At 72.2% G+C, this 17412-nt stretch carries 18 protein-coding genes and 1 pseudogene; 18 read left to right on the top strand and 1 reads right to left on the bottom strand.

Annotation, left to right across the window (positions count from 1 at the left end):
- Nucleotides 1–2 precede the first annotated feature (2 nt).
- The 17 genes and pseudogenes from ABT345_RS29745 (at nucleotide 3) to ABT345_RS29825 (ending at nucleotide 14282) form a co-directional block, all read left to right on the top strand.
- On the top strand, nucleotides 3–593 hold the full coding sequence (locus ABT345_RS29745) for a hypothetical protein (RefSeq protein WP_030287393.1): 591 nt from the start codon (nucleotides 3–5) through the stop codon (nucleotides 591–593).
- 156 nt (nucleotides 594–749) lie between these two features.
- Nucleotides 750–1190: a 30S ribosomal protein S16 gene (gene rpsP, locus ABT345_RS29750; RefSeq protein ID WP_345080217.1), complete on the top strand. Its 441-nt coding sequence runs from the start codon at nucleotides 750–752 to the stop codon at nucleotides 1188–1190.
- Nucleotides 1191–1192: 2 nt separating this feature from the next.
- A complete protein-coding gene (locus tag ABT345_RS29755; RefSeq protein WP_030287397.1) occupies nucleotides 1193–1432 on the top strand; it encodes an RNA-binding protein in 240 nt (79 codons plus the stop codon).
- 177 nt (nucleotides 1433–1609) lie between these two features.
- Nucleotides 1610–2155: a ribosome maturation factor RimM gene (gene rimM / locus ABT345_RS29760; RefSeq protein WP_345080214.1), complete on the top strand. Its 546-nt coding sequence runs from the start codon at nucleotides 1610–1612 to the stop codon at nucleotides 2153–2155.
- Nucleotides 2155–2964 carry a tRNA (guanosine(37)-N1)-methyltransferase TrmD gene (gene trmD, locus ABT345_RS29765; protein WP_345080211.1) on the top strand — a complete coding sequence of 270 codons (810 nt, stop codon included), beginning with the start codon at nucleotides 2155–2157 and terminating at the stop codon, nucleotides 2962–2964. The genes rimM and trmD overlap by 1 nt, the downstream gene beginning before the upstream one ends.
- A gap of 132 nt (nucleotides 2965–3096) precedes the next feature.
- Complete coding sequence (gene rplS, locus ABT345_RS29770) at nucleotides 3097–3444, top strand: 50S ribosomal protein L19 (RefSeq protein ID WP_030287403.1); 348 nt, start codon at nucleotides 3097–3099, stop codon at nucleotides 3442–3444.
- Between the two features lie 90 nt (nucleotides 3445–3534).
- A complete protein-coding gene (lepB, locus tag ABT345_RS29775) occupies nucleotides 3535–4299 on the top strand; it encodes a signal peptidase I (RefSeq protein ID WP_345080207.1) in 765 nt (254 codons plus the stop codon).
- Nucleotides 4292–5311: a signal peptidase I gene (gene lepB, locus ABT345_RS29780; protein WP_345080204.1), complete on the top strand. Its 1020-nt coding sequence runs from the start codon at nucleotides 4292–4294 to the stop codon at nucleotides 5309–5311. The genes lepB (ABT345_RS29775) and lepB (ABT345_RS29780) overlap by 8 nt, the downstream gene beginning before the upstream one ends.
- Nucleotides 5253–6197 carry a signal peptidase I gene (gene lepB, locus ABT345_RS29785; RefSeq protein WP_345080368.1) on the top strand — a complete coding sequence of 315 codons (945 nt, stop codon included), beginning with the start codon at nucleotides 5253–5255 and terminating at the stop codon, nucleotides 6195–6197. Before lepB (ABT345_RS29780) ends, lepB (ABT345_RS29785) begins: the two co-directional genes overlap by 59 nt.
- Before the next feature lie 55 nt (nucleotides 6198–6252).
- Nucleotides 6253–7023, top strand: a complete 771-nt coding sequence (gene lepB / locus ABT345_RS29790; RefSeq protein ID WP_345080202.1) for a signal peptidase I — start codon at nucleotides 6253–6255, stop codon at nucleotides 7021–7023.
- On the top strand, nucleotides 7016–7528 hold the full coding sequence (locus tag ABT345_RS29795; RefSeq protein ID WP_345080199.1) for an NUDIX hydrolase: 513 nt from the start codon (nucleotides 7016–7018) through the stop codon (nucleotides 7526–7528). Before lepB (ABT345_RS29790) ends, ABT345_RS29795 begins: the two co-directional genes overlap by 8 nt.
- A gap of 38 nt (nucleotides 7529–7566) precedes the next feature.
- Entirely contained in the window at nucleotides 7567–7875 is a 309-nt protein-coding gene (locus tag ABT345_RS29800) for a DUF2469 domain-containing protein (RefSeq protein WP_003980220.1), read from the top strand.
- 1162 nt (nucleotides 7876–9037) lie between these two features.
- A pseudogene (locus ABT345_RS29805) lies at nucleotides 9038–9391 on the top strand (YraN family protein); the annotation flags it as partial.
- A 1-nt stretch (nucleotide 9392) separates the two neighbouring features.
- Nucleotides 9393–11066 carry a YifB family Mg chelatase-like AAA ATPase gene (locus ABT345_RS29810; protein WP_345080195.1) on the top strand — a complete coding sequence of 558 codons (1674 nt, stop codon included), beginning with the start codon at nucleotides 9393–9395 and terminating at the stop codon, nucleotides 11064–11066.
- The gene (gene dprA, locus ABT345_RS29815; RefSeq protein ID WP_345080192.1) at nucleotides 11063–12307 is read left to right on the top strand and encodes a DNA-processing protein DprA; all 1245 of its coding nucleotides are present in this window, start codon (nucleotides 11063–11065) and stop codon (nucleotides 12305–12307) included. The genes ABT345_RS29810 and dprA overlap by 4 nt, the downstream gene beginning before the upstream one ends.
- A 358-nt stretch (nucleotides 12308–12665) precedes the next feature.
- Nucleotides 12666–13502 carry an RNA polymerase sigma factor WhiG gene (gene whiG, locus ABT345_RS29820; protein ID WP_345080189.1) on the top strand — a complete coding sequence of 279 codons (837 nt, stop codon included), beginning with the start codon at nucleotides 12666–12668 and terminating at the stop codon, nucleotides 13500–13502.
- Between the two features lie 240 nt (nucleotides 13503–13742).
- Nucleotides 13743–14282, top strand: coding sequence for a TetR/AcrR family transcriptional regulator (locus ABT345_RS29825; protein WP_345080186.1), 540 nt, complete (start codon nucleotides 13743–13745; stop codon nucleotides 14280–14282).
- Nucleotides 14283–14440: 158 nt separating this feature from the next.
- Here the strand turns inward: ABT345_RS29825 and ABT345_RS33290 are convergent, their stop codons facing one another.
- Nucleotides 14441–15742 carry a peptidoglycan DD-metalloendopeptidase family protein gene (locus tag ABT345_RS33290; protein ID WP_386459056.1) on the bottom strand — a complete coding sequence of 434 codons (1302 nt, stop codon included), beginning with the start codon at nucleotides 15740–15742 and terminating at the stop codon, nucleotides 14441–14443.
- Between the two features lie 756 nt (nucleotides 15743–16498).
- Here ABT345_RS33290 and rpsB point away from each other — a divergent pair.
- Nucleotides 16499–17356 carry a 30S ribosomal protein S2 gene (gene rpsB, locus ABT345_RS29835; RefSeq protein ID WP_345080183.1) on the top strand — a complete coding sequence of 286 codons (858 nt, stop codon included), beginning with the start codon at nucleotides 16499–16501 and terminating at the stop codon, nucleotides 17354–17356.
- The last annotated feature ends 56 nt before the right edge of the window (nucleotides 17357–17412 follow it).

Genomic DNA, 17412 nt, shown 5'->3' on the forward strand with positions numbered 1-17412 from the left:
ACGTGAGCACGACACCGCCTGTTCTCGCCGCCGAACTGGCGCTCGCCTGGGCCGATATTCAACGGCACCACCCCGAGCTGCCGGATCTGGCCGCGCCCGAGTCCCTGATCGGAGAGTCGTCGTCCGCCTGTGGCGCCGAGCTTTCCTTCGAACGGCTGCTCCACGAGGCTGTCCACGGCATCGCCGCCTCCCGCGGCATCCGCGACACCTCCCGTGCGGGCCGCTACCACAACCGCCGGTTCCTCGCCGTCGCCGAGGAGCTGGGCCTGGACCACGCCGACGAGCCGCATCCCAGCAGCGGCTTCTCCCTGGTCACGCTCAGCCCCGAGGCCAGACGTCGCTACCGCCCCACCATCGAGCGGCTCGCCAGAGCCCTCAAGGCCCACACCGCCGCGACCGCCACCGACAGCGCCCGCAGCTTCCGCGGCCCGGCCGCCCGCCACGGCTCGTCCGGCGGCGGCGTCCGCGTCAAGGCCGTCTGCGACTGCGGACGCAACGTCCGGGTCGTCCCGTCCGTGCTGGCCCAGGCCCCGATCGTCTGCGGCGGCTGCGGCAAGCCGTTCCGGATCCCCGAGGTGGCCGCGGTCGGCTGACCGCAGGGCGTGTGGCACAATGGACCGCTGTACTCGACAGTCGCACAGGACCCCTCTCTCCTCCGGCTGGCGCGTCCATCGGGCATACCGAGTACCGCAACCCCACGTGGCATCCCGTTGTGCCCCACCACGTCAAGACCAGGAGACACCACTCCCGTGGCAGTCAAGATCAAGCTGAAGCGTCTGGGCAAGATCCGCGCGCCTCACTACCGCATCATCATCGCCGACTCGCGTACCCGCCGTGACGGCCGGGCCATCGAGGAGATCGGTCTGTACCACCCGGTGCAGAACCCCTCCCGCATCGAGGTCGACTCCGAGCGTGTCCAGTACTGGCTGGGTGTCGGCGCGCAGCCGACCGAGCCCGTCCTGGCCATCCTGAAGGTCACCGGCGACTGGCAGAAGTTCAAGGGCCTGCCCGCCCCGGCGCCGATGAAGGTCGCCGAGCCGAAGGCCGACAAGCGCGCCCTCTTCGAGGCCGCCGCCAAGGCGACCGGCGACGAGCCGAAGGGTGAGGCCATCACCCCGAAGGCGAAGAAGGCCGACAAGAAGGCGGACGAGGCTGCGGCCGAGTCCACCTCTGAGTCCACCGAGGCCTGAGCGTGCTCGAGGAGGCTCTTGAGCACCTCGTCAAGGGCATCGTCGACAATCCCGACGACGTCCAGGTAGCCTCGCGCACCCTGCGTCGTGGGCGTGTGCTGGAGGTCCGGGTCCACCCCGACGATCTCGGCAAGGTGATCGGCCGCAACGGCCGTACCGCCCGCGCCCTGCGGACCGTCGTGGGCGCTCTCGGTGGACGGGGCATCCGCGTCGACCTCGTCGACGTGGACCAGGTCCACTGAACAGTTGAACACCGGCTCGGGCCGGGGACGGCTTTCGGGCCGTCCCCGGCCTTTGTCGTCGGCGCCGCCGCCCCGTACCCCGCGGGCGTCCGGTGCCACCGGAATCGGCAACATCACGCGCGCCGCCGCAGTGGCCGCGCGCAAGCGGCGGCGGATCGGCCGCAGAGAGGCAACACCGTGCAGCTGGTAGTCGCGCGGATCGGCCGCGCCCACGGCATCAAGGGCGAGGTCACCGTGGAGGTGCGTACCGACGAGCCCGAACTGCGGCTCGCGCCCGGAGCGGTCCTGGCCACCGACCCGTCCACGGCCGGACCGCTCACCATCGAGACCGGCCGGGTCCACAGCGGCCGGCTGCTGCTGCGCTTCGCCGGTGTCACCGACCGGACCGGCGCCGAGGCCCTGCGCAACACCCTGCTGATCGCGGAGGTCGACCCCGAGGAGGTCCCCGAGGACCCCGAGGAGTTCTACGACCACCAGCTGATCGACCTCGACGTCGTCACCCGTGACGGCACCGTCGTCGGCCGGATCACCGAGGTCTCCCACCTGCCCTACCAGGACCTGCTCGTCGTCGGGCGGCCCGGTGGCGGCGAGGTGCTGATCCCGTTCGTCAGCGAGATCGTCCCGGAGATCGACCTGGCGGAGCAGCGCGCGGTCATCGACCCGCCGCCCGGCCTCCTCGACGAGGCGCAGGCCGAGATCGCCAGCAGCCGTGAGGACAGCTGATGCGCCTCGACGTCGTCACGATCTTCCCCGAGTACCTCGAACCGCTGAACGTCTCGCTCGTCGGCAAGGCCCGCGCCCGCGGTCAGCTCGACGTCCGCATCCACGACCTGCGGGACTGGGCGCACGACAAGCACAACACCGTCGACGACACCCCCTACGGCGGCGGGCCCGGCATGGTCATGAAACCGGAGCCGTGGGGCGAGGCGCTGGATGCGGTCCTCGCCTCCGGTGAGGGCGAGCCCGTCGTCGTCGTGCCGACGCCCAGCGGCGAGCCGTTCACCCAGCAGCTCGCCGTCGAACTCTCCGCCAAGCCCTGGCTGGTCTTCACCCCGGCCCGCTACGAGGGCATCGACCGCCGCGTCATCGAGGAGTACGGCGACCGGCTCGACGTCCGCGAGGTCTCCATCGGCGACTACGTCCTGGCGGGCGGCGAGGCGCCGGTCCTGGTGATGGTCGAGGCCGTCGCCCGGCTGCTGCCCGGCGTCCTGGGCAACGCCGCCTCCCACCAGGACGACTCCTTCGCGCCCGGTGCGATGGCCGACCTCCTGGAGGGGCCGGTCTACACCAAGCCGCCCGAGTGGCGCGGGCGCGGCATCCCCGAGGTGCTGCTCAGCGGCCACCACGGCAAGATCGCCCGCTGGCGCCGGGACGAGGCGTTCCGCCGCACCGCCCGCAACCGCCCGGACCTGATCGAGCGCGCCGACCCCGCCGCGTTCGACAAGAAGGACCGCGAGCTGCTGTCCATCCTGGGGTGGGCCCCGGGCGAGGACGGCCGATTTGGGCGGACCGACCAGGCCGTGGAAGAATAGGCCGCTGCTGTGTGCGTCCGGCGCGCGCCCCTGCCACAGGGGGAACGACGCCCGTCCGACGGAACGGCATCCGAACATCATCTTCGAATTCCCGCTGATGACCTGTGGCATCAGCGAAGAAAGCAGTAGGTCATGCACCTTCTCGACTCCGTCGACTCCGCGTCGCTGCGCAGCGACATCCCGGCCTTCCGCCCGGGTGACACCGTCAACGTCCACGTCCGCGTCATCGAGGGCAACCGCTCCCGTGTGCAGCAGTTCAAGGGCGTTGTCATCCGCCGCCAGGGCAGCGGCGTGCGCGAGACCTTCACGGTCCGCAAGGTCAGCTTCTCCGTCGGCGTCGAGCGCACCTTCCCCGTGCACACCCCGATCGTCGAGAAGATCGAGCTGGTGACCCGCGGTGACGTCCGTCGCGCCAAGCTGTACTACCTCCGTGAGCTGCGCGGCAAGGCCGCGAAGATCAAGGAGAAGCGCGACAACTGAGTCCGCACGCCGGGCCGTCCTCCCTGGTGAGGGCCCCGGCACCCGGCTCACGTACGGTGCCCGGAACCGGCCGGATAGGCTCACGTTCCGATGGACACCGACGCACAGCTCCCGGAGCGCGACCGCACCCCCGTCCCCGACCAGGGACCGGAGGAGCGGTCGCGCTCCGCGCGTTTTCCCGACACCGCCGCCCGCTTCCGCTTCCGGCCGCTGACGCTGCTGGCCTGTTGCGTGGCGTTCGTGCTGCTGCTGAGCGCCTTCGTCGTCCAGCCGTTCCTCATCCCGAGCACCTCCATGGAGGACACCCTCCAGGTCGGCGACCGGGTGCTGGTCAACAAGCTCGCCTACCGCTTCGGCGGTGAGCCCCGGCGCGGGGACGTCGTCGTCTTCGACGGCACAGGGTCTTTCGTTCACAGGGAGACGGAGGAGAATCCCGTGACGGGCCTGCTGCGCGGAGCCGGCGCGGCGGTGGGCCTGGCCCGTCCTGCCGACACCGACTACGTCAAGCGCGTGATCGGGATCGGAGGGGACAGGGTGACCTGCTGCGACAAACGGGGGCGGATCAAGGTGAACGGTGAGCCCGTGACCGAGGGCTATGTCTATCCGGGGGACACCGCGTCGTCGGTGCCCTTCGACATCGTGGTACCGGAGGGAAAGCTGTGGGTGATGGGGGATCACCGGTCGCGGTCCCGGGACTCCCGCGACCATCTCGGTGAGGCGGGCGGCGGCACCGTCCCGCTCGACAAGGTGATCGGCCGGGCCGACTGGATCAGCTGGCCGGTGGATCGCTGGACGGGCCTGGACCGGCCGCCGGCGTTCTCCCGGGTGCCCGCCCCGGCAGGCGTCCATGGGTAACCGGGGGCGTCCACGGCACGGCAAGCCGCCGGCCGGCGACGGTACGACCGGGGCGGACGACCGCCCGGCGACCGGCGGCCGGGCCGAGCGGCGGCGTCAGGCGCGCCGCATCAAACGCCGCAGACAGCGCTCGTACCTCAAGGAAATACCCATCCTGATCGTGGTGGCGCTGGCCATCGCGCTGGTCCTGAAGACGTTCCTGGTCCAGGCGTTCGTGATTCCGTCCGGCTCGATGGAGCAGACGATCCGCATCGGGGACCGGGTGCTGGTCGACAAGCTCACCCCGTGGTTCGGCTCCAAGCCGGAGCGCGGCGACGTCGTCGTCTTCAAGGACCCCGGCGGCTGGCTCAAGGGCGAGCAGACGGCGAAGGCCGCGGATCCGGCCGGGGTGAAGCAGTTCAAGGAGGCCATGACCTTCATCGGCCTGCTGCCCTCGGCGGACGAGAAAGACCTGATCAAGCGGGTCATCGCGGTCGGCGGCGACACCGTCAAGTGCTGCGACGCGCAGCACCGCGTCACCGTCAACGGCACCCCGCTGACCGAGCCGTACCTGCACCCCGGCAACCCGCCGTCCGAGACGTCGTTCACGGTGAACGTGCCCACCGGCCGGATTTTCGTCATGGGCGACCACCGCTCGGACTCCGCGGATTCGCGCTTCCATCTCGACGAGGCGTACCGTGGCACGGTTTCCGAGGACAACGTCGTCGGGCGGGCCGTGGTCATCGCGTGGCCGTTCGCCCACTGGCGGCGTCTGGGGGAGCCCGACACCTTCGCGAACGTGCACGACGCGCCGGGCGCGAAGGCGGCGGCCGCGGCGGGCCCGCATAGGGTGTTGCCCGAGTCTTTGACCCCACTCCCGACCCCTGCGGAACTCCCGCTCGTTATGGGAGTGATGGGCCTGCACCGGTTGACGGGCGGGCGAGAGCGCGGAGTAAGGAGTGGATGTGGGGGACTTGGCGGTCGGCGCGCGGTCCGGAGCCGGAGAGCCCGAAGAACCGGCGGGGCGCGGTGAGGCCGCGCCGGCGGGTTCCGTGCATCTGGCGAAGCCGCAGACACAGTCACCGTACGAAGGTCAGGCACCACCGGCGGCCCGGCGGCCGGCCGAGGACGAGGAGAAGGACGGCGTGAAGAAGGCCAAGAAACAGCGCGCCTTCTGGAAGGAACTGCCGATCCTTGTCGGCATCGCGCTGATCCTCGCGCTGCTGATCAAGACCTTCCTGGTGCAGGCGTTCTCCATCCCGTCCGACTCGATGCAGGACACCCTGCAGCGCGGCGACCGGGTGCTGGTGGACAAGCTCACGCCGTGGTTCGGCTCCAAGCCGGAGCGCGGCGAGGTCGTCGTCTTCCACGACCCGGGCGGCTGGCTCAACGAGACGCCGACGCCCGAGCCCAACCCTGTCCAAAAGGTCCTCAGCTTCATCGGCCTGATGCCGTCCGCCGAGGAGAAGGACCTGATCAAGCGGGTCATCGCGGTCGGCGGCGACACCGTCGAGTGCCACGGCACCGGCCCGGTCAAGGTCAACGGCAAGGCCCTCAAGGAGGACTCGTTCATCTTCCCCGGCAACACGCCGTGCGGTGACCGCGCCTTCGGCCCGATCCACGTCCCCAAGGACCGCATCTGGGTCATGGGCGACCACCGCGACGACTCCCTCGACTCGCGCTACCACCAGAACCTCAAGGGCGACGGCACGGTCTCGGTGGACGAGGTCGTCGGCCGTGCGTTCACCATCGCCTGGCCGATCAACCGCTGGTCGACACTGCCGGTGCCGGACACCTTCAAGCAGCAGGGCATCGACAAGGCCATGGCCGCCGCGCCCGCGGCCCTCGGTCTGGCCGGTGCCGTCCCGCTCGTCCTGTGGCGTCGCAAGAGGCTGACCGCGGAACGTACTCCCAGGTAGGGTGCCGTCCCAGATCTTCGACGCGGGCCCGCGCCCGCGGGGTGGGAGCGCTGGGATGGTCCGCAGCACCGAACACACCGACGGCCACGGCCGGACCACGGGCAGCAGACTGTCCGGTCTGGCCGTGGCCGTCGGCTGTCTCCTCTTCCTCGGCGGCTTCGTCTGGGCGGCGCTGGTGTACCGCCCCTACACGGTGCCGACCGACTCCATGTCCCCGACGATCGCGCCCGGCGCCCGGGTGCTGGCCGAGAACGTCGACGGCACGCAGGTGCGCCGCGGCGACGTCGTCGTCTTCCGCGACACCGTCTGGGGCGACGTCCCCATGGTCAAGCGGGTGGCCGGGGTCGGCGGTGACACCGTCGCCTGCTGCACCAAGGGGAAGCTGACGGTCAACGGCACCCCCGTCGACGAGCCGTACCTCCAGAACCCGAAGCTCGCCTCGCCCACCGGCTTCAGCGCCAAGGTCCCCGACGGTCGCCTCTTCCTCCTCGGCGACCACCGCGGCGACTCCCTCGACTCCCGCTCCCACGCCACCGACGGCGACGACGGCGCCGTCCCGCGCGACGCCGTCCTGGGCCGTGTCGACGCCCTGGCCTGGCCGCTGAGCGGCGTCGGCATGCTCGACCGCGCCGACGGTTTCGCCGCACTGCCCGGCGGCACCTCCGCACCGGGCCCGCTGCGCCCGCTGCTCGCCGCCACCGTCACCGGAGCCGCCCTCATCCTCGGCGGCGCCGCGTACGGACCCCTCGCCGCACGCCGCGAACGAGCAGCTCAAAGGCGTACGCGACCGGTGCCCGCGGCCGACGAGGAGCGGGCCCATGGCTGAGGCGACGGAGAACGGCCTGCCCGTGGAGGCGCGGCAGGTGTCCCGCGTCATCCTCCTCGACCCGGACGACCGCATCCTCCTGCTGCACGGCTTCGAACCGGCGCACCCGGAGCAGACCTGGTGGTTCACGCCCGGCGGCGGTCTGGAGGGCACCGAGACCCATGAGGAGGCCGCCCTGCGGGAACTGGCCGAGGAGACCGGCGTCACCGGCGCGGTCCTCGGACCGGTGCTCTGGCGGCGCCGCTGCTCCTTCCCGTTCGACGGCCGCCGCTGGGAGCAGGACGAGTGGTACTACCTGGCCCGCACCGAGCACACCGCGACCGACACCCGGGGCCAGACCGACCTGGAGCGGCGCAGCGTATCGGGGCTGAGGTGGTGGACCGTGGCGGAACTGTCGGCGACCCATGAGACGGTGTACCCGACCAGACTTGCCGGGCTGCTGCGCACGCTGCTCGACGAAGGGCCCCCGAGTGCGCCGCTGGCCCTGGAGACCGAGCGGGCCTGACGCACAATAGGGGCACGCACGGCTGAAGGGGATCTGCCATGAGCGCCGAGGACCTCGAAAAGTACGAGACCGAGATGGAGCTGAAGCTCTACCGGGAGTACCGCGACGTCGTCGGGCTGTTCAAATACGTGATCGAGACCGAGCGACGCTTCTACCTCACCAACGACTACGAGATGCAGGTGCACTCGGTCCAGGGCGAGGTCTTCTTCGAGGTCTCGATGGCCGACGCCTGGGTGTGGGACATGTACCGCCCGGCCCGCTTCGTCAAGCAGGTCCGCGTCCTGACCTTCAAGGACGTGAACATCGAAGAGCTCAACAAGAGCGATCTGGACCTGCCGGGGAGCTGAGCCGGGACGGCCCGGAGGGGCTGCCGGCGCGCCGGGAGCGCCGGGGAGACGTGTGCGGCCGGGCCGCAGCCGCGGTGACTGCGGCTGGGTGGCCCGGCCGCGGTCGTGTGGCCTGCGGATGTGTGGGCCGGTCGCGGCGCTGTGGCCTGCTGATATGCGAACCGGCCGCGGTTCGGCGGTCTGCGGGTGTGCGGCCTGGTCGCGATTCGGTGGTCTGCGGGTGTGGGCCGGGGCGTGTGTGAGCTGTGGCTGAGCGGCCGGGGTTGCGCGGTCCCCGGTCGTGCGGTCGGTGGTGTGGAGACGTGGTCGGGGCGCCGGGGCGGTGTGCGTCGGACGTGGTTTCCGCTCGTTCGGGTGGCCGGGTTATCCACAGTCGGGCGGTTATCCACCAAGATCCAATACTTCTGGCCTGAGACGTCACTGTCGGTGCCGGAGGTGGTACCGCATGAACGTCATGCAGCACGGTTCGAAGAACGCCCGGCGGACGGCGCCGGAGCCGGAGAGCGGCGGATGGCTCGGAGGGGCCGGGGCCTGGGCCTGGGCCTGGGCCTGGGCGGCTGAGCCTGTGAGGGCTGCGCCGGTCGGGGCTAGGAACTCTGTGCCTTTGGGGCCTATGGGGCCGGAGCCTGCTGGGCCGGTGTGTCCTGGGGCTGCCGGGGTGGTGAGGCCGGGAGGGCCGGGAGCGGCGGGTTTCCCCTGCGACGAGCCGGTTGCTCCGGGTGCGGGGCCGGCACTTGTGGCCCGGGCCGGTTCGGCATCCGGTGCGTCGCCCGGTCCGGTGGCTGAGGAGTGGTCAAGGCACGCGGAGGCCGCGCGGTCCGGCTCGGGGCGCGTTGCCTGCCCCGTCTCCGCCCCTGGTGCGCCGCCCGGCCCGGCGACTCGCGCCACCCCGCACCACCCGGGTGCCGACGGACCGGTTTCCGCGCCTGCCGTCTCCCCGGATCCGGCCCCGGCCACCGGCTCCGCGGCCGCGGCGGACGCCGCGGGGCCGGTGGGCCCCGCGTCCGCCAACCGCCCGGGCGGCGACGGCGCACGGACCGGGCCTACGAGCCCCCGGAAACGGCGCGGCGCCGCCCGCGCTCCGGGGAGCCGCGCCGTTCCCGGGGGCGCTCGGGGCCGGCGCGAAGCGCCACGTCATACTCCTGCCCCACAGGTCACCACAGCGCGGCAGGCCTTGGGCCGGTACGGCGAGGATCTGGCGGTCCGCCGCCTCACCGCGAGCGGTATGTGCATCCTCGACCGCAACTGGCGCTGCCGCGACGGCGAGATCGACATCGTCGCCACCGACGCGGATGCCCTCGTCATCTGCGAGGTCAAAACCCGCCGCGCCGGCGCCTACGAACACCCGATGGCCGCCGTGCGCCCCGACAAGACCCGCCGGCTGCGGCTCCTGGCCGAACGCTGGATGGAACGCCACGGCGGGCCCCCGCCCGGAGGCGTCCGCATCGACGTCATCGGCATCCTCCTGCCGGCCCGGGGCGCCCCGGTCGTCGAGCACATCCGGGGGGTGGCGTGAGATGGGATTCGCCCGTACCTGCTCCGTTGCGCTCGTCGGCGTCGAAGGCGTCGTCGTCGAGGTCCAGGCCGACCTCGAACCGGGCGTCGCCGCCTTCACCCTCGTCGGGCTTCCCGACAAAAGCCTCGTCGAGGCCAAGGACCGAGTCCGCGCCGCCGTCGTGAACTCCGGCGCCGAATGGCCGCAGAAGAAACTCACCGTCGGCCTCAGCCCGGCGTCGGTCCCCAAGAGCGGCAGCGGCTTCGACCTCGCCGTCGCCTGCGCCGTCCTGGGCGCCGCCGAACGCCTCGACCCGCGGGAGCTGACCGACCTGATGATGATCGGCGAACTCGGGCTCGACGGCCGGGTCCGCCCCGTCCGAGGCGTGCTGCCCGCCGTCCTCGCCGCCGCCGAAGCCGGCTACCGCACCGTCGTGGTCCCCGAGTGCACCGCGGCCGAAGCCTCCCTCGTCCCCGGCGTCACCGTCCTCGGCGTCCGCAGCCTGCGCCAACTCATCGCCCTCCTCGCCGACGAACCGGTCCCCGACGAGGAGGAGACGCCACGGGCAGGCCGCCCCGACCCGCTGCTGGCCGGGCTCGCCGTCCCCGGCACCGGCCTCGCCGCCGGCCTGCCCACCGGTGACCACCTCCCCGATCTCGCCGACGTCGCAGGTCAGCACACTGCTCGCCGCGCCCTGGAGATCGCCGCGGCCGGACGCCACCATCTCTTCCTCAAGGGCCCGCCCGGCGCCGGGAAAACCATGCTCGCCGAACGCCTCCCGGGCCTGCTGCCGCCCCTGACGCCCAAGGAATCCCTCGAAGTCACCGCCGTGCACTCCGTCGCCGGCACGCTCCCGCCCGGCCAGCCGCTCGTCGAACGGCCGCCCTACTGCGCGCCCCACCACTCCGCCACGATGGCGTCCCTGGTCGGCGGCGGCACCGGACTGCCCCGCCCCGGAGCCGTCTCCCTCGCCCACCGCGGGGTGCTCTTCCTCGACGAGGCCGCCGAATGCAGCGCCCGCGTGCTCGACGCCCTGCGCCAGCCCCTGGAGGCCGGGCACGTCGTGGTCGCCCGCGCCGCCGCCATGATGCGGATGCCCGCGCGATTCCTCCTCGCCCTCGCCGCGAACCCCTGCCCCTGCGGCCGCCACGGCACCCCGGGAGGCGGCTGCGAATGCCGCCCGTCCTCCGTCCGCAGCTACCGCGCCCGCCTCTCCGGCCCCCTCATGGACCGCGTCGACCTGCGCGTCACCGTCGAACCGGTCGCCCGCTCCGCCCTCGCCACCCTTGGCGCCGGCACCGAATCGACCGCCACCGTCGCCGACCGCGTACGCGAGGCCCGCACCCGCGCCGCCGCCCGCTACGCCGGGACGCCCTGGACCACCAACAGCGAGGTGCCCGGCCATGAACTGCGCACCCGCTGGCACGCCCAGCCGGGCGCACTGGCCCAGGCCGAACGCGACCTGGAATGCGGCCTGCTCACCGCCCGCGGCCTCGACCGCGTCCTCCGCGTCGCCTGGACCGCCGCCGACCTCGCCGGACGCGACCGTCCCACAGCCGAAGACGTCGCCACCGCCCTGGAACTCCGCACCGGCGTCCAACGCGGCATCCCCACACCACCCGCCCGCCGCCGCCCCCGCCCGGACGGGAAACACCTCCGGCGTCCCACCCCCGACCCGGCCCAGGTGACGTCATGACCACGCCTCAACCGCCACACCAGCCGCACCACCCGACCGCTGGCGAACCTCGGATCCACGGAACCGGCGCCCCCGACACCGCACCGCCGGCCTCGGACCGCCCCACTCCGGAGCGCACCGCCCGCGCCGCCCTCAGCCGCATCGTCGAACCGGGCGACCCCCGCGCCGGGCGCTGGCTGCGCGAACTGGGGCCCGTCGCCCTGTGGCACGCCCTCACCGGCGACGGACCCCCACCCAAGGACGCGAGCCGCTCCGCACTCGACGGTCTGCGCCTGCGCGCCGCCCGCACCGACCCCGCAGCCGACCTCGCCACGGCAGCCGCCCTCGGGGCCCGTTTCCTCTGCCCCGGCGACGACGAATGGCCCGGCCAACTCGACGGCCTCGGCGACACCCGCCCCACCGGCCTCTGGGTACGCGGCGACGCGAACCTCCGCCTGTGGGCGCTGCGTTCCGTCGCCCTCGTCGGCGCCCGGGCGTGCACCGAGTACGGCGCCCACCTCGCCGCCACCCTGGGCGCCGGGCTCGCCGACCGCGGCTGGACCGTCGTCTCCGGGGCCGCCTACGGCATCGACGGAGCCGCTCACCGGGGCACCCTCGCCGCAGGCGGTGCCACCCTCGCCGTCCTCGCCTGCGGCATCGACCGCGCCTACCCAACAGGCCACACCGAACTCATCGACCGCATCGTCCAACAGGGCCTGATCGTCGGAGAGTTACCACCCGGCGCCCATCCGACCCGTAGCCGGTTCATCCAACGCAACCGCGTGATCGCCGCCCTCACCCGCGGCACCGTCGTCGTCGAAGCCGCGCTGCGCAGCGGCTCCCTCGTCACCGCCCGCCGCGCGCAGTCCCTGGGGCGACTCACCATGGGCGTACCGGGCCCCGTCACCAGCGCACTCTCGGCCGGTGTGCATCAACTCCTGCGCGGCGAGGCCACGGTGGTCACCTGCGCCGACGAAATCGTCGAGCAGGTCGGCGCCATCGGCGACCTCGCACCCGAACCGCGCGGCCCGGTCCTCGCCCGCGATCTCCTCGAACCGGCCACCGCACGCGTCCTGGAGGCCCTGCCGCCCCGCGGCGCCGCCGCCCTCGCCGACGTCGCCCGCGAAGCCGGTCTCGCCCCGGACGTCACCCACAGCAAGCTCCACGAACTGTGCACGCTCGGATTCGTCCGGAGATCCGGCGCGCACTGGGAGTTCGTACGGCGCGACGATCCCGGCAGTTCCCGGCGAGGCGGTACTTGACCTGGCGCGAACGGGTGAAATGGTGAGGACAAGAACGCCGAATCCCCATTTGGCGTGGTTCAGCAGGCCAAACCGAATCGCAAGGAGAGGCTGATGTGGCACACGGGACACCGGAAGCCCCGTCGGTCACGCCTCCCCGGCCGGTGCCCCGCCTCCCCGGCGCGCCGCGCGCAACGCCGGACGCACGCCGCGGTGTGCCATACGCCGTAACCCTGGGGTGCGGGCAGCGGAACGTATCTGCGCACACCCGAACCGCACTCCCTCGCACACAGCGACGCTTCAGTCACGCTACGCTCACACCCGACCAGCCCGCCCATCCATCCACCCGTGTCCCGGCAAGAACGGCTCAAGGCGACGAATGCCCCAGCACACCTCCGGTTCTGATCGCGCGGCAGTACCCCCTGCCGCGCGCGCCGGCGTGCGCCCCGCCGCCCCCAGCGCGCTCGACGAGCTGTGGCGCTCCTACAAGCGAACCGGCGACGAACGCCTGCGGGAACAGCTGATCCTGCACTACTCGCCACTGGTCAAATACGTCGCCGGGCGCGTCAGCGTCGGCCTGCCCTCCAACGTCGAACAGGCCGACTTCGTCTCCTCCGGAGTCTTCGGACTCATCGACGCCATCGAGAAGTTCGAGCCCGAACGCTCCATCAAATTTGAGACCTACGCGATCACCCGCATCCGCGGCGCCATGATCGACGAACTCCGCGCGCTCGACTGGATCCCCCGCTCCGTACGCCAGAAGGCCCGCGCCGTCGAACGCGCCTACGCGACCCTCGAAGCCCAGCTGCGCCGCACCCCCTCGGAGTCCGAGGTCGCCCGCGAGATGGACATCTCCCTCGAAGATCTCCACGGCGTCTTCAGCCAGCTCTCCCTGGCCAACGTCGTCGCCCTCGAAGAACTTCTGCACGCCGGCGGCGAAGGCGGCGAACGCCTCAGCCTCATGGACACGCTGGAGGACACCGCCGCCGACAACCCCGTCGAGATCGCCGAGGACCGCGAACTGCGACGGCTGCTCGCCCGCGCCATCAACACCCTGCCCGACCGCGAGAAGACGGTCGTCACCCTCTACTACTACGAGGGCCTCACCCTCGCCGAGATCGGCAACGTCCTCGGCGTCACCGAAAGCCGCGTCAGCCAGATCCACACCAAGTCCGTCCTCCAGCTCCGGGCCAAACTCGCCGACGCGGGGCGGTGAGCCGGGCGAGTGCCCGGGCAGGGCGGATCCGCTGTGCGGCGGGCCGCTTCCGCCGCCCGGCCTCCGGACCGATTGGGCAAGACGGCGGTGCCGGGCAGGCTGGCAGGGAGGGGGCCGTACCCGCCCTCGCAGGGCTGCGCCCCGCCGTGGAGCCGACGCGGAGTGCCGCTCGGCGCCGCCCATCCGTAGAGTGGTCGGGTGCCCAGGATTCGAGCGGCCTCAGTGGCCGAGCACCGAACAATGCAGCGCGGCGCCCTCTTGGACGCCGCCCGCACCCTGCTGTCCGAAGGCGGAACGGAAGCCCTGACCTTCCCCGCACTCGCCGAGCGCACCGGCCTCGCGCGGTCGTCCGTGTACGAATATTTCCGCTCCCGCGCCGCCGTCGTCGAAGAGCTGTGCGCCGTCGACTTCCCCGTATGGGCGGCGGAGGTCCAGGCGGCCATGGAGCGCGCCGACGCCGACGAAGCGAAGATCGAGGCATACGTACGGCGCCAGCTCGCGCTGGTCGGCGACCGACGGCACCGCGCGGTCGTCGCCATCTCGGCAGGTGAGCTGGACGCCGGGGCGCGGGAGAAGATCCGCGCCGCCCACGGCGGACTCATCGCCATGATCGTGGAAGCGCTCGCCGGCCTCGGCCACGCCCAGCCCCGCCTGGCCGCCATGCTCCTCCAGGGCGTCGTCGACGCGGCTGTCCGCCGCATCGAACTCGGCGCCGCGGAGGACCCTGAGGCGATCACCGAGGCGGCGGTCTCCATGGCTCTGCGGGGGGTGGGGGGCTGAGGGGGCTTGGTTGTTTGGGCCTCTGGGGGGCTTCCCCTCCCTCCCCCTCCCACCGCCTCCTCCGCCCCACCACCACGCGCGTCGGCCTGTCGATCTCGGCTGCTCCCGCTTCGCCGTTACCTCAGCGCTCAGGGCCTGCCGCCCGCCGCCCCGTCGCCCTATGGGCTCCTGGGCAACCGATGCCCTCGGCCCATCCGCCTGGCCCCCCTCGCCGCCCCGGCCCATGCAGGACGATGCGGAGCCCCGCTGAGCAGCCCCTGCCGCACAGTCGGCCCATGGCGATTGCGCTGCACCTGAAGGCCTCTTGTCTTCCGTACGCCCTGCTCATGTGGGGCGTCACCGCCCGAGGACGTCTCCGGCGGAATGGGGATGCCGGTGAGGGGGAGGAGTCGGGACGGGCCGCTCCGCTGCATGTCTGGAGGAAGCAGGGTGAGCGGGTCCAGATAGGTCTTCCCGCGCAGCAGGCCCCAGTGGAGGCAGGGCTCGTCGCAGTGGAACGGCCCCTGCTGGAGGACGCCCACCGGCTGCCCTGCCACCACCCGGTCGCCTTTGCGTACCGAGGAGTGGACCGGCTCGTACGTGGTGCGGAGCGGCGGTTCTCCGGTGCCGGCCAGCTGGATGGTGAGTACGCCCCGACCTGCGACAACCCCGGCGAACGTGACCTCGCCGGGCGCGGCTGCCCGGACGGTCGTCCCGGGCGTCGCCGCCAGGTCCACGCCGCGATGCCCTGGCGCCCAGGGAGCGGGCGGCGGCTCCCAGCCGCGTAGAATCGTGGGCCGCGATCCGGCAGCGCCGGTCACCGGCCAGGCACGGTCGGCGGAGGCAGGTGCAGGAGCTTCCGTCACCGGCGGAGGAGCGGCCCCAGGCTTGACCGAAGAGTCACGTTCCCCCACACGGGCGGCCGCCACCCCGGTGAGCGCGGCGAGAGAGGCCAAGGCCGCGACCGCCACCAGAGCGGCTAGCCCACCCCTGGCCGAAACGGCTGTGACCTGCGGGGATGCCTCAGAAGCTGGGGTGTACGGCGCACCGTGCGCCCACGCGGGACCGGAGGCCGGTGCTTGCGCACGGAGATCCGCTGCGGGCGTTGAACGGCGTGCGCACCGCCGGACGATGCGCAAGCACTGCCCGAAGCTGAACGCGCTCAGCAAGTCAGGCCGACGGCCGCGTGTCGTCGCATCACGCGAACCTGATCTGAACGCCGACGCAGCGGCCCCGCCGGACTGCCTGGCCGGCACCTCCCCGGCAGCGCTCCGGCACAGGCGGCGCGCAAGGGACCCGCTCGATCGCGGTGACCGCGTGCGGCACCACGCCCGCAGCGGGTCGAAACGCCGTACGCGCGGCGGGCGACGGCTGCCGAGGCAGGGCGAAGGAATGCCTGGAGTGCGGGGGCCGGACAGGGACGACGGGCGAAGGCGGCCGGGCAGGGCGCGGAGGCGGGGGAGAGGCAGGAGAAGTCGCATGGTTCGACGGTGAGGCAGCCGGAGCGAGCGCGGGGATCTTGGACCAGTTCTGTGGGTAACCCTGCCTCTGTGGACAACCTCCTCACCCGATTCGGTGAGCCCCGGAGACCTGGAAGCTGTGCCTCGTCGTGCTCAGGCCACCCCTCTCCTCGATGAGGGCTTCGTAGCCCGCGGTACTTCCGATTCCTCTTCCCTGGCACCGGTCGACCGCCCCCTCGCACGCCCGGCGTGCAGTCCCCACACCCGCGTCCCCCACACCCGCGTCCCCCCACGCCCACACCAAGACGGTCACATCGCGTGTCCGCTCCCGCCCGCATGGCGCAGGAGTGGATGCCCCGCCCCATGCGTGAGTACCGGTTCTCGCCCCATGCGCCGTCACGGCCTCCCCGGGACGAACCGTCGCGCCCGGCGCGTACCGAAGGCGTCCCGCGGCGCGGTCCGGTGCGTCCCGCCATGGGGCTGCCGGGCCCACCGCGAGGCCCGATGCAGGTGAGGCCGCACGGGGCGGCACCGTGCGGAAGGCGCGTGTCGCTGAGCGCGTCGGCCGTCCCGTACACTTCTGATGGCGATCCGGGTCACCGGGTCGACTTCGCACGCCCCGCCGCCAGTGCATCAGTCCCTATCGGGCCGCACGGTGGCCGCGCCCCTCGGTCCTCGGACGGTTCCGCAAGGTTCCCTCCCCGGCAGGCGCGTCGGGGCGTCAGGCACCGCGGCCGACCGGCCGCAGTGGAACCGAGAAACACAAGGAGAACGGCCATGGCCGTCGTCACGATGCGGGAGCTGCTGGAGAGCGGCGTCCACTTCGGGCACCAGACCCGCCGCTGGAACCCGAAGATGAAGCGTTTCATCTTCACGGAGCGCAACGGCATCTACATCATCGACCTGCTCCAGTCGCTGTCGTACATCGACCGCGCCTACGAGTTCGTCAAGGAGACCGTCGCCCACGGCGGCTCGGTCATGTTCGTCGGCACCAAGAAGCAGGCCCAGGAGGCCATTGCCGAGCAGGCGACCCGCGTGGGCATGCCCTACGTGAACCAGCGCTGGCTCGGCGGCATGCTGACCAACTTCTCGACCGTCTACAAGCGCCTGCAGCGCCTGAAGGAGCTCGAGCAGATCGACTTCGAGGATGTGGCCGCGTCCGGCCTCACCAAGAAGGAGCTGCTGGTCCTCTCCCGCGAGAAGGCCAAGCTGGAGAAGACCCTCGGCGGTATCCGCGAGATGCAGAAGGTGCCCAGCGCCGTCTGGATCGTGGACACCAAGAAGGAGCACATCGCCGTCGGTGAGGCCCGGAAGCTCAACATTCCGGTCGTCGCGATCCTCGACACCAACTGCGACCCCGACGAGGTCGACTACAAGATCCCGGGCAACGACGACGCGATCCGCTCCGTCACCCTGCTCACCCGCGTGATCGCCGACGCCGTCGCCGAGGGCCTCATCGCCCGTTCCGGTGGCGCCGAGGCCAAGGGCGAGAAGGCAGCCGGCGAGCCGCTGGCCGAGTGGGAGCGCGACCTGCTCGAGGGCGACAAGAAGGCTGACGAGGCCCCCAAGGCCGAGGAGAAGCCCGCCGAGGCCGCGGCCGAGGAGAAGCCGGCGGCCGACGCCGAGCAGGCCTGACCTCAGACCGGTTGACGACGGCGGGGGACGGTGCCACAAGCGCCGCCCCCGCCGTC

The sequence above is a fragment of the Streptomyces sp. NPDC000404 genome, assembly GCF_040300365.1.
Lineage (GTDB): Bacteria > Actinomycetota > Actinomycetes > Streptomycetales > Streptomycetaceae > Streptomyces > Streptomyces ramulosus.

What these genes read in the sequence shown, in the direction of transcription:
- trmD (WP_345080211.1), top strand. Translation starts at nt 2,155, where the DNA reads ATGCGCCTCGACGTCGTCACGATCTTCCCCGAGTACCTCGAACCGCTG.
- rplS (WP_030287403.1), top strand. Translation starts at nt 3,097, where the DNA reads ATGCACCTTCTCGACTCCGTCGACTCCGCGTCGCTGCGCAGCGACATC.
- lepB (WP_345080207.1), top strand. Translation starts at nt 3,535, where the DNA reads ATGGACACCGACGCACAGCTCCCGGAGCGCGACCGCACCCCCGTCCCC.
- lepB (WP_345080204.1), top strand. Translation starts at nt 4,292, where the DNA reads ATGGGTAACCGGGGGCGTCCACGGCACGGCAAGCCGCCGGCCGGCGAC.
- lepB (WP_345080202.1), top strand. Translation starts at nt 6,253, where the DNA reads ATGGTCCGCAGCACCGAACACACCGACGGCCACGGCCGGACCACGGGC.
- ABT345_RS29795 (WP_345080199.1), top strand. Translation starts at nt 7,016, where the DNA reads ATGGCTGAGGCGACGGAGAACGGCCTGCCCGTGGAGGCGCGGCAGGTG.
- ABT345_RS29800 (WP_003980220.1), top strand. Translation starts at nt 7,567, where the DNA reads ATGAGCGCCGAGGACCTCGAAAAGTACGAGACCGAGATGGAGCTGAAG.
- ABT345_RS29810 (WP_345080195.1), top strand. Translation starts at nt 9,393, where the DNA reads ATGGGATTCGCCCGTACCTGCTCCGTTGCGCTCGTCGGCGTCGAAGGC.
- dprA (WP_345080192.1), top strand. Translation starts at nt 11,063, where the DNA reads ATGACCACGCCTCAACCGCCACACCAGCCGCACCACCCGACCGCTGGC.
- whiG (WP_345080189.1), top strand. Translation starts at nt 12,666, where the DNA reads ATGCCCCAGCACACCTCCGGTTCTGATCGCGCGGCAGTACCCCCTGCC.
- ABT345_RS29825 (WP_345080186.1), top strand. Translation starts at nt 13,743, where the DNA reads ATGCAGCGCGGCGCCCTCTTGGACGCCGCCCGCACCCTGCTGTCCGAA.
- ABT345_RS33290 (WP_386459056.1), bottom strand. Translation starts at nt 15,742, where the DNA reads ATGCGACTTCTCCTGCCTCTCCCCCGCCTCCGCGCCCTGCCCGGCCGC.
- rpsB (WP_345080183.1), top strand. Translation starts at nt 16,499, where the DNA reads ATGGCCGTCGTCACGATGCGGGAGCTGCTGGAGAGCGGCGTCCACTTC.